This window comes from Pseudomonas putida, assembly GCF_016406145.1.
Taxonomy (GTDB): Bacteria; Pseudomonadota; Gammaproteobacteria; order Pseudomonadales; family Pseudomonadaceae; genus Aquipseudomonas; species Aquipseudomonas putida_E.
Genome location: NZ_CP066306.1, coordinates 290,841 through 301,105, shown reverse-complemented (window position 1 = coordinate 301,105; position 10,265 = coordinate 290,841). Strand labels below are relative to the sequence as shown.

Annotated in this window: 9 protein-coding genes; 2 read left to right on the top strand and 7 right to left on the bottom strand. The window is 60.0% G+C overall.

Features of this window, described 5'->3' with window-relative positions:
* Positions 1–4: 4 nt before the first annotated feature.
* The 7 genes from JET17_RS01435 to JET17_RS01405 form a co-directional block, all read right to left on the bottom strand.
* Entirely contained in the window at positions 5–898 is an 894-nt protein-coding gene (locus tag JET17_RS01435; protein WP_012312233.1) for an ABC transporter permease subunit, read from the bottom strand.
* Positions 895–1,776: an ABC transporter permease subunit gene (locus JET17_RS01430; RefSeq protein ID WP_172655290.1), complete on the bottom strand. Its 882-nt coding sequence runs from the start codon at positions 1,774–1,776 to the stop codon at positions 895–897. Before JET17_RS01430 ends, JET17_RS01435 begins: the two co-directional genes overlap by 4 nt.
* A gap of 35 nt (positions 1,777–1,811) precedes the next feature.
* On the bottom strand, positions 1,812–2,954 hold the full coding sequence (potA, locus tag JET17_RS01425; RefSeq protein WP_012312231.1) for a polyamine ABC transporter ATP-binding protein: 1,143 nt from the start codon (positions 2,952–2,954) through the stop codon (positions 1,812–1,814).
* Between the two features lie 60 nt (positions 2,955–3,014).
* The gene (locus JET17_RS01420) at positions 3,015–4,109 is read right to left on the bottom strand and encodes a polyamine ABC transporter substrate-binding protein (protein ID WP_042111859.1); all 1,095 of its coding nucleotides are present in this window, start codon (positions 4,107–4,109) and stop codon (positions 3,015–3,017) included.
* Positions 4,110–4,269: 160 nt separating this feature from the next.
* The gene (locus JET17_RS01415) at positions 4,270–5,367 is read right to left on the bottom strand and encodes a polyamine ABC transporter substrate-binding protein (RefSeq protein WP_012312229.1); all 1,098 of its coding nucleotides are present in this window, start codon (positions 5,365–5,367) and stop codon (positions 4,270–4,272) included.
* 170 nt (positions 5,368–5,537) lie between these two features.
* Positions 5,538–6,899, bottom strand: a complete 1,362-nt coding sequence (locus tag JET17_RS01410; protein ID WP_012312228.1) for an aspartate aminotransferase family protein — start codon at positions 6,897–6,899, stop codon at positions 5,538–5,540.
* A 49-nt stretch (positions 6,900–6,948) separates the two neighbouring features.
* On the bottom strand, positions 6,949–8,307 hold the full coding sequence (locus JET17_RS01405) for a glutamine synthetase family protein (RefSeq protein ID WP_012312227.1): 1,359 nt from the start codon (positions 8,305–8,307) through the stop codon (positions 6,949–6,951).
* Between the two features lie 41 nt (positions 8,308–8,348).
* On the opposite strand from JET17_RS01405, the gene JET17_RS01400 reads away from it, so the two are divergent.
* Entirely contained in the window at positions 8,349–8,609 is a 261-nt protein-coding gene (locus JET17_RS01400) for a hypothetical protein (RefSeq protein WP_042111067.1), read from the top strand.
* Positions 8,610–8,881: 272 nt separating this feature from the next.
* The gene (locus JET17_RS01395; protein ID WP_012312226.1) at positions 8,882–10,258 is read left to right on the top strand and encodes a glutamine synthetase family protein; all 1,377 of its coding nucleotides are present in this window, start codon (positions 8,882–8,884) and stop codon (positions 10,256–10,258) included.
* Positions 10,259–10,265: the final 7 nt, after the last annotated feature.

Here is a 10,265-nt window from a genome sequence, read left to right as displayed (position 1 = left end):
GCGCTCAGGCCGACGCAGCGGCTGCCGTCGGGCGCTTGATCTGCGGCTGCGACACGCTGGCCGCAGCACCCTCTTCGATCGCCTGCTGAATCGCCTTGCGGCGATGCTCTTCGGCGCGGCGGCTGAAGTACCAGACCATGAAGGTCACCAACGACACCGACAGCAGGATCAGGCTGGCCACGGCGTTGATCTCCGGCTTAACGCCCAGGCGCACAGCGGAGAACACTTCCATCGGCAAGGTGGTCGAACCAGGCCCGGACACGAAGCTGGCCAGTACCAGGTCATCCAGCGAAAGGGCGAACGACATCATGCCGCCCGCCGCCAGCGATGGGGCGATCATCGGGATGGTGATCAGAAAGAACACCTTCCACGGCTTGGCACCCAGGTCCATGGCCGCTTCTTCGATCGACAGGTCCAGCTCGCGCAGGCGCGCCGACACCACTACCGCCACATAAGCCGCGCAGAACGTGGTGTGGGCGATCCAGATGGTGACCACGCCCCGTTCCTGCGGCCAACCGATCATCTGCGCCATGGCCACGAACAGCAGCAACAGCGACAGGCCGGTGATCACTTCAGGCATCACCAGCGGTGCAGTGACCAGGCCACCGAACAGCGTGCGGCCCTTGAAGCGGGTGACCCGGGTCAGCACAAAGGCTGCCAGGGTACCCAAAGCCACCGCCGCCACCGCCGTGTAGCAGGCGATCTCCAGCGAGCGCATCACCGAACCCATGAGCTGGGTGTTGTCGAGCAGGCCGACGTACCACTTGATCGACCAGCCGCCCCACACCGTTACCAGCTTGGATGCGTTGAACGAATAGATCACCAGGATCAGCATCGGCAGGTAGATGAACAGCAAGCCGAGCACCAGCATCAGCTTGGAGAAACTGAAGCGCTTCATGCCCTGCCCTCCATCTCTTTGGCCTGGCTACGGTTGAACAGCAGGATCGGTACGATCAGGATCGCCAGCATCACCACCGCCAGGGCAGATGCCACCGGCCAGTCACGGTTGTTGAAGAACTCTTGCCACAGCACCTTACCGATCATCAGGGTTTCCGGGCCGCCTAGCAGTTCCGGAATGACGAACTCGCCCACCACCGGGATGAACACCAGCATGCAGCCGGCGATAATGCCGTTTTTCGACAGCGGCACGGTAATCTTCCAGAAGCTGTTGAAGGTGCTCGAACCCAGGTCCGATGCGGCTTCGAGCAGACTCTGGTCGTGCTTTACCAGGTTGGCGAACAGCGGCAGGATCATGAACGGCAGGTACGAATAGACCACGCCGATATACACCGCCAGGTTGGTGTTGAGGATCTGCAGCGGCTGGTCGATCAGCCCGGTCCACATCAGGAACCCATTGAGCAGGCCGTTGTTGCTGAGGATGCCCATCCAGGCATAGACGCGGATCAGGATCGCGGTCCAGGTCGGCATCATGATCAGCAGCAACAGCACGGTCTGGGTTTCCTTGCGTGCGTTGGCAATCGAATAGGCCATCGGGTAGCCGATCAGCAGGCACAGCACGGTGCTGATGAAGGCCATCTTCAGCGAGCCCAGATAGGCCGAGATGTACAGCTCATCCTCGGTCAACAGGCCATAGTTGGCCAGGTTGATTACCAGCTGCACCTTGTCTTCGACGTAGCTGTAGATCTCGGTATAGGGCGGGATCGCCACGTCGGCTTCGGCAAAGCTGATCTTCAAAACAATGAAGAACGGCAGCATGAAGAACAGGAACAGCCAGATGAACGGCACGCCGATCACCAGGTGCCGCCCCTCGGGGATAAGGCGCTGGAAGGCTCGCTTGAGCTTGCGCAGTTTCATGACCGCAGTACCACGCCGCTGTCGTCTTCCCACCAGACGTACACTTCATCGCCCCAGGTCGGGCGGGTGCCCTGGCGCTCGGCGTTGGCGACGAAAGACTGGACCACCTTGCCGCTGGGCAGCTCGACGTAAAACACCGAGTGGCCACCCAGGTAGGCGATATCATGGACCTTGCCGCGTGACCAGTTGTGCTCGAAATCCGGCTGCTCGGTAGTCACCAGCATTTTTTCCGGGCGCAGGGCGTAGGTAATGTGCTTGTCTTCAACCGAAGTGGACACACCGTGGCCAACGTAGATCTTGCGCTCGAGCTCCGGCGAGGCGATCAGCGCATGGCCTTCGGCATCGTCAATCACTTCGGCCTCGAACAGGTTGACGTTACCGATGAACTCGCACACCAGGCGGCTGGTGGGCGTCTCATAAATATCCACAGGTGAACCGATCTGAGCAATCCAGCCCAGGTGCATGATGGCAATGCGCTGGGCCATGGTCATGGCCTCTTCCTGATCGTGGGTCACCATCACGCAGGTCACGCCCACGCGCTCGATGATCTCGACCAGCTCCAGCTGCATCTGCGAACGCAGTTTCTTGTCCAGCGCCCCCATTGGCTCATCGAGCAGCAACAGCTTGGGGCGCTTGGCCAGCGAACGGGCCAAGGCCACACGCTGACGCTGACCACCGGAGAGCTGGTGCGGCTTGCGCTTGGCGTACTGGGTCATGTGCACCAGCTTGAGCATCTCGGCCACGCGGGCATCGATTTCGGCCTTGGGCATCCGGTCCTGCTGCAAGCCGAAGGCGATGTTCTGCGCTACGGTCATGTGCGGGAACAGCGCGTAGGACTGGAACATCATGTTGATCGGCCGCTCGTAGGGCGGCATGTCGGTGATGTCTACGCCATCGAGGAAAATACGCCCTTCAGTCGGGCGCTCGAAACCGGCCAGCATGCGCAGCAAGGTCGACTTGCCCGAACCGGAGCCACCGAGCAGGGCGAAGATTTCGCCCTTGCGGATCTCCAGCGACACATCGTCCACCGCTACCGTTTCGTCGAATTTTTTTGTGACCCGGTCGATCTTGACCAACACCTGCTTGGGTTGCTGGCCACCCTCGAGGGCTTTCTTATAGGCACCGGAGGCAACTGCCATGAGTGAAACTCCCAACAAGATTTGTGTGCCCGCCCCTGCTTTGGCGACGGGCCTGGATTGTTACTTGCCCGACTTGACCTTGGTCCAGCTGCGGGTCATCAAACGTTGCACCTTGGGTGGCAACTCACTGTTGACGAACATCTTGTCCAGCACTTCCTGCGGTGGGTAAACCGCGGCGTCAGTCCTCACGGCCTGGTCCATCAGGTCGCCAGCCTTGGGGTTCGGGTTGGCGTAACCGACGTAATCACTGACCTGGGCGATAACCTCAGGTTTCAGCAAATAGTTGATGAAGGCGTGAGCCTCTTTGACGTTCTTGGCGTCCTTGGGGACTGCCAGCACGTCGAACCAGAGGTTGCCGCCTTCCTTGGGAATCGCGTAGGCCAGGTTCACGCCTTTCTCCGCTTCTTCAGCGCGGGCCTTGGCCTGGAACACATCGCCGGAAAAACCTGCCGCGACGCAGATGTCGCCGTTGGCCAGGTCCGTGATGTACTTGGACGAGTGGAAGTAGGTCACGTACGGGCGTACCGCCAGCAGCTTCTGCTCGGCCTTCTCGTAGTCCTTGGGGTTGGTGCTGTTGGGGTCCAGCCCCATATAGTTGAGCACCGCTGGCAGCATTTCATCCGCCGAGTCCAGGAAGGCCACGCCGCATTGGGAGAGCTTCTTCATGTTCTCGGGCTCGAACAGCACGGCCCAGGAATCGATGGTGTCCACGCCCAGTGCCGCCTTGACCTTGTCGACGTTGTAGCCGATGCCATTGGTGCCCCACAGGTAAGGCACGGCGTACTGGTTGCCTGGGTCGTTCTTTTCCAGGCGCTTCATCAACGCCGGGTCCAGGTTGGAATAATTGGGCAGCAGGTTCTTGTCGAGCTTCTGGAACGCGCCCGCCTTGATCTGCTTGCCGAGAAAATGGTTAGACGGCACTACCACGTCATAGCCGGTGTTGCCGGCCAGCAGCTTGCCTTCCAGGGTTTCGTTGGAGTCGAACACGTCCTGCACAGGTTTGATACCCGTGGCTTTCTCGAAGTCTTCGAGCGTGGTCGGGCCAATGTAGTCGGACCAGTTATAAAAGTGCACCGTAGGCGCCGCTTGGACGCTGCATGCCAGCGTCAGGCCCGCTCCAGCCATCAAGGCTTTGCGTAATACAGAAATAGACAAGTGGGTGGTCCTCACAATCAGTGCCTTGGTAACGGCGCAGCGCTGCCACGCACGCAAAACCGGCGCGCAACTTACCTTCGCAGCCACGATGCCGCAATCATCAATTGCCATTCACCGGCTCTGGGCCGGAAAACCCCGGCCCAGAGGTACTGCATCGGGCTTATTTACCCGACTTGATCTTGGTCCAGCTGCGGGTGATCAGGCGCTGGGCAGCAGCTTCTGGCGCGGCGATCGCGTACAGGTGCTTTTTCACGTCAGCAGGCGGATAGATGCTCGGGTCGCTGGTGATGTCCTTGTCCACGAACGGGGTCGCAGCAGCGTTACCGTTCGGGAAGCGTACGGCGTTGGTGATCTCAGCCATGATCTCCGGCTGCATCAGGAAGTCCATGAACTTGTAGGCGGCTTCCTTGTGCTCGGCATCCTTGGGGATGGCGACCATGTCGTAGAAGGTACCGGCGCCTTCTTTAGGAATGACGTAATCGACCTTGACCTTGTCGCCGGCTTCATGGGCGCGGGCCTTGGATTGCTCAAGGTCACCCGAGTAACCCACGGCCACGCAGATGTTGCCGTTGGCCATGTCGCCGATGTATTTGGACGAGTGGAAGTAGGTGATCGAAGGACGAATCTTCAGGAACAGGTCCTCGGCCGCCTTCAGGTCTTCTTTCTTGGTGCTGTCGCTAGGCAGGCCCAGGTAGTGCAGCGCGGCCGGCAGCATTTCGGTCGGCGCGTCGAGGAAGCTCACACCGCAGCTCTTGAGCTTGGCGATGTTCTCAGGCTTGAACACGACGTCCCACGAATCGATCTTGTCGACGCCCAGCGCGGCCTTGACCTTCTCCGGGTTGTAGCCGATACCGATCGAGCCCCACATGTAAGGGAAAGCGTGCTTGTTGCCTTTGTCGCTGGCGTCACCGACGGCCTTGAGCAGGTCTTCGTCGAGGTTCTTCCAGTTCGGCAGCTTGGAGCGGTCGAGCTCTTCGTAGACCCCCGCCTTGATCTGCTTGGCCAGGAAGTTGTTGGACGGTACGACCACGTCATAGCCGGACTTGCCCGCCAGCAGCTTGGCTTCCAGGGTTTCGTTGCTGTCGAAGACGTCGTACTTGACCTTGATGCCTGTCTGTTTTTCGAACTTCGCGATGGTGTCCGGAGCGATGTAGTCCGACCAGTTGTAGACGTTCAACACCTTGTCTTCAGCCTGTACAGCGGTGGCCATGGCACCCATCAGGGCGGCGGCCAGCAACGTCTTGCCCATTTTCTTCATGCGTCATGCTCCAGAATTTTTTATTTAGCCATCTGTTCAGCAGCCAGAACCTACCGTGCAGAGCGCCGGGCGACTGAAACAGCCGCTAGTCTGGCAAGTTACAAGGCGCTGTTTCAAGGAAACCATCCCCTTGTAACGACTTAATGTCACATCGCTAGCCTAGCAGGCGCTCAACGGATCGCTTCGAGGGTCAGGTCCAGGCACTTGCGCGCCTTTTCCACCAGCTCGTCCACCTCTGCATGGCTGATCACCAAGGGCGGAGCGATGATCATGGTGTCACCCACCGCGCGCATGATCAGGCCGTTGTCGAAGCAGAAATTGCGGCACACCATGCCAACACCCTTGCCTTCGTACCGGCTGCGGGAGGCCTTGTCCTTGACCAGCTCGATCGCGCCGAGCAGGCCCAGGCCGCGTACCTCGCCCACCAGCGGGTGGTCCTGCAGCTCACGCAGACGTTTTTGCAAGTAGGGTGCCACTTCCGTACGGACCTTCTCGACGATCTTCTCCTCGCGCAGGATGCGCAGGTTTTCCAGGCCTACCGCAGCCGCCACCGGGTGGCCGGAATAGGTGAAACCGTGGTTGAAGTCTCCGCCTTCGCTGAGCACCTTGGCCACCTTGTCACGCACGATCACACCGCCCATGGGGATGTAACCGGAAGTGAGGCCTTTGGCGATGGTCATCAGGTCGGGCTTGAGATCGTAGTAGTCGGAGCCGAACCACTCGCCGGTACGGCCAAAACCGCAGATCACTTCGTCAGCGACGAACAGAATGTCGTACTTGGCGAGGATCTCCTTGACCTTGGGCCAGTAGGTTTCTGGCGGGATGATCACGCCGCCGGCACCCTGGATCGGCTCGGCGATGAAGGCCGCGACGTTGTCCTCACCCACTTCCAGAATTTTCTTCTCCAATTGCTCGGCCGCCCACACCCCGAAATCGTCCGGGCTCATGTCGCCGCCTTCACCGAACCAGTACGGTTGCGGAATATGCACGATGCCCGGGATCGGCAGACCGCCCTGTTCGTGCATGCCGCTCATGCCGCCCAGGCTCGCACCGGCGACGGTCGAGCCGTGGTAGCCGTTGATACGGCCGATGATGGTCTGCTTCTGCGGCTTGCCCTTGAGCGCCCAGTAGTGGCGGACCATGCGCAGCACGGTGTCATTGCCTTCGGAGCCGGAGCCTGTGAAGAACACATGGGTCATGCCTTCGGGCGCTACGTCGGTGATGGCCTTGGCCAGCTCCAGCGCAGGCGGGTGGGCCGTCTGGAAGAACAGGTTGTAGTACGGCAGTTCGCGCATCTGCTTTTCGGCAGCCTGCACCAGCTCTTCACGGCCATAACCCACCGCGACGCACCACAGGCCGGCCATGCCGTCGAGGATCTTGTGCCCCTCGCTGTCCCACAAATGCACACCCTGCGCCTTGGTGATAATGCGCGGCCCCTTTTCCTTCAGCTGCTTGTAGTCACTGAAAGGTGCAAGGTGGTGCTCGCCGCTCAGGGTTTGCCAGTCACGGGTTTGCGGGTTTTTGACGCTCATGTGCTTCTCCAGGGTCCACAGGCCGCCGGCGGGCGGCCTCAGGGGTTGATCACACAGCAAACAGCAGGAACTCACGCTCCCAGGAGCTGATGACACGCTTGAAATTCTCATGCTCGGCGCGCTTGGTAGCGACGTAACCGGTGATGAATTTTTTGCCCAGGTATTGGGTCAGCGCGCGGCTGACTTCCATGCGTTCCAAGGCGTCCTCGATGGTCAGCGGCAGGCGCAGGTTGCGCCGCTCGTAGCCGCGCCCCTGCACCGGCGCGCTGGCGGCAATGCCTTCGACCATGCCGATGTAGCCGCACAGCAAGCTCGCAGCGATGGCCAGGTAAGGGTTGGCATCGGCGCCTGGCAGGCGGTTCTCGACGCGACGGTTCTGTGGGCCAGCATCCGGTACGCGCAAGCCGACGGTGCGGTTTTCCTCGCCCCACTCGACGTTCACCGGGGCCGAAGTGTCTGGCAGGAAGCGGCGGAACGAGTTGACGTTCGGGGCAAACAGCGGCAGCGCCTCGGGGATGAACTTCTGCAGGCCACCGATGTGGTGCAGGAACAGCTCGCTCATGCTGCCGTCTTCATTGCTGAAGATGTTCTTGCCGGTGACCGAATCGACCACGCTCTGGTGCAGGTGCATGGCGCTGCCCGGCTCGCCGGTCATGGGCTTGGCCATGAACGTGGCGGCCACATTGTGCTTGAGCGCCGCTTCGCGCATGGTGCGCTTGAACACCAGGATCTGGTCGGCCAGATGCAGGGCGTTGCCGTGACGGAAGTTGATCTCCATCTGCGCCGTGCCGTCTTCGTGAATCAGGGTGTCAAGGTCCAGCTGCTGCAGCTCGCACCAGTCGTAGACGTCCTCGAACAGCGGGTCGAATTCGTTGGCAGCTTCGATGGAGAACGACTGACGGCCGGTTTCCGGGCGGCCAGAACGACCTACCGGCGGCTGCAGCGGGAAGTCCGGGTCCTCGCTGCGCTTGGTCAGGTAGAACTCCATCTCTGGCGCGACGATCGGTTGCCAGCCCTTGTCGGCATACAGCTGCAGGACTTTCTTCAGTACGTTGCGCGGCGACAGCTCGACCGGGTTGCCCTTCTTGTCGTAGGTATCGTGAATCACCTGGGCGGTAGGCTCGATGGCCCACGGCACGAGGAACACAGCGTTTTCATCGGGCCGACAGATCATGTCGATGTCGGCCGGGTCGAGCAGTTCGTAATAGATGTCGTCATCGACGTAATCGCCGGTCACGGTCTGCAGCAACACGCTCTCGGGCAGGCGCATGCCTTTTTCGGCGATGAACTTGTTGGTTGGCGAGATCTTGCCGCGGGTAATGCCGGTCAGGTCACTGATCAGGCATTCGACTTCGGTGATCTTGTGCTCTTTCAACCAATCGGTGAGCTGGTCGAGGTTGTTACTCATAGATACCTCAGGAGGTAATGTGGTCCGCGCATTGATTCTGGATGGAGTGGGTTGCTAAAGCAAAAACCCCCACGCAGGAGCACAGTGGATACACTGGAAACAAGCGTGTCCGTAATGAGTTCGAAGGGCAGGAATACAAGAAAGGAAGCGAAACGGCGCTACGAGGGGTGGTCCAGAAGCGCAAGGCGTCAATTATTGCGGCCAGTGCGACCACAGCGCAATTGATGCGTGCCGGAACGGCAGGGATACCCGAGCGCGCTGCACAGGCAGCGCTTTCAGGTCGCGACAAGCGGACCATGTGACCCTCGTATTATTGTGTTTTGGGTTGAGACCGAGCTTAGCCTTGTTCATTTTTTTACACAACACCTCCGTAAAAAATAAAACACGGCATGTCGGAGATAGCCCTATGACAGGGAAATAGCGGATAATGGCACGCCCCGATATGCAGCAAATCTGCCGTCGATGTGCCATTTCAGGGCATCATGGGGTTGGCTTGACATCAGTAAGGCTTTTCGATTGACTGGTCCTGCAAGCCCCCCTTGATTGATATTTTTAACAACAAAGGTGTTGCATCATGTCGGTACCCCCGCGTGCCGTTCAGCTTAACGAAGCGAACGCGTTCCTTAAGGAACATCCTGAGGTTCTCTACGTTGACCTTCTGATTGCAGATATGAATGGTGTGGTGCGCGGCAAGCGCATAGAGCGCACCAGCCTCCACAAGGTTTACGAGAAAGGCATCAACCTGCCGGCCTCCCTCTTCGCCCTCGATATCAACGGTTCCACCGTCGAAAGCACCGGGCTTGGCCTGGACATCGGCGATGCTGACCGCATCTGCTATCCGATCCCGGATACGCTCTGTAACGAGCCGTGGCAGAAACGCCCAACCGCACAGCTGCTGATGACCATGCACGAGCTTGAAGGCGAGCCTTTCTTCGCCGACCCTCGTGAAGTGCTGCGTCAGGTGGTGAGCAAGTTCGACGACCTGGGCCTGACCATCTGCGCCGCGTTCGAACTGGAGTTCTACCTGATCGACCAGGAGAACGTGAACGGCCGCCCGCAGCCACCACGCTCACCGATCTCGGGCAAGCGCCCGCAGTCGACCCAGGTGTACCTGATCGACGATCTCGACGAATACGCCGATTGCCTGCAGGACATCCTCGAAGGCGCCAAGGAGCAAGGCATTCCGGCCGACGCCATCGTCAAGGAAAGCGCCCCGGCACAGTTCGAAGTCAACCTGCACCACGTCCCCGACCCGCTCAAGGCCTGTGACTATGCAGTGCTGCTCAAGCGCCTGATCAAGAACATCGCCTACGACCATGAAATGGATACCACGTTCATGGCCAAGCCCTACCCGGGCCAGGCAGGCAACGGCCTGCATGTACACATTTCCGTGCTGGACAAGGATGGCAACAACATCTTCACCAGCGAGGATCCCGAGCAGAACGCCGCGCTACGTCACGCTGTCGGCGGTGTGCTCGAGACCCTGCCTGCGTCGATGGCGTTCCTTTGCCCGAACGTCAACTCGTATCGTCGCTTTGGCGCTCAGTTCTACGTGCCGAACGCGCCGAGCTGGGGCCTGGACAACCGCACCGTAGCCCTGCGCGTGCCGACCGGCTCGCCCGACGCAGTACGCCTTGAGCACCGCGTGGCCGGCGCCGACGCCAACCCGTACCTGATGATGGCCGCCGTGCTGGCTGGTGTGCACCATGGTCTGACCAACAAGGTCGAGCCGGGTGAGCCGATCGAAGGCAACTCGTACGAGCAGCTGGAGCAGAGCCTGCCGAACAACCTGCGCGATGCTCTGCGCGAGCTGGACGACAGCGAGATCCTGAACAAGTACATCGATCCGAAGTACATCGACATCTTCGTCGCGTGCAAGGAGAGCGAGCTGGAGGAGTTCGAGCATTCGATCTCCGACCTCGAGTACAACTGGTATCTGCATACCGTGTAAATGAAAA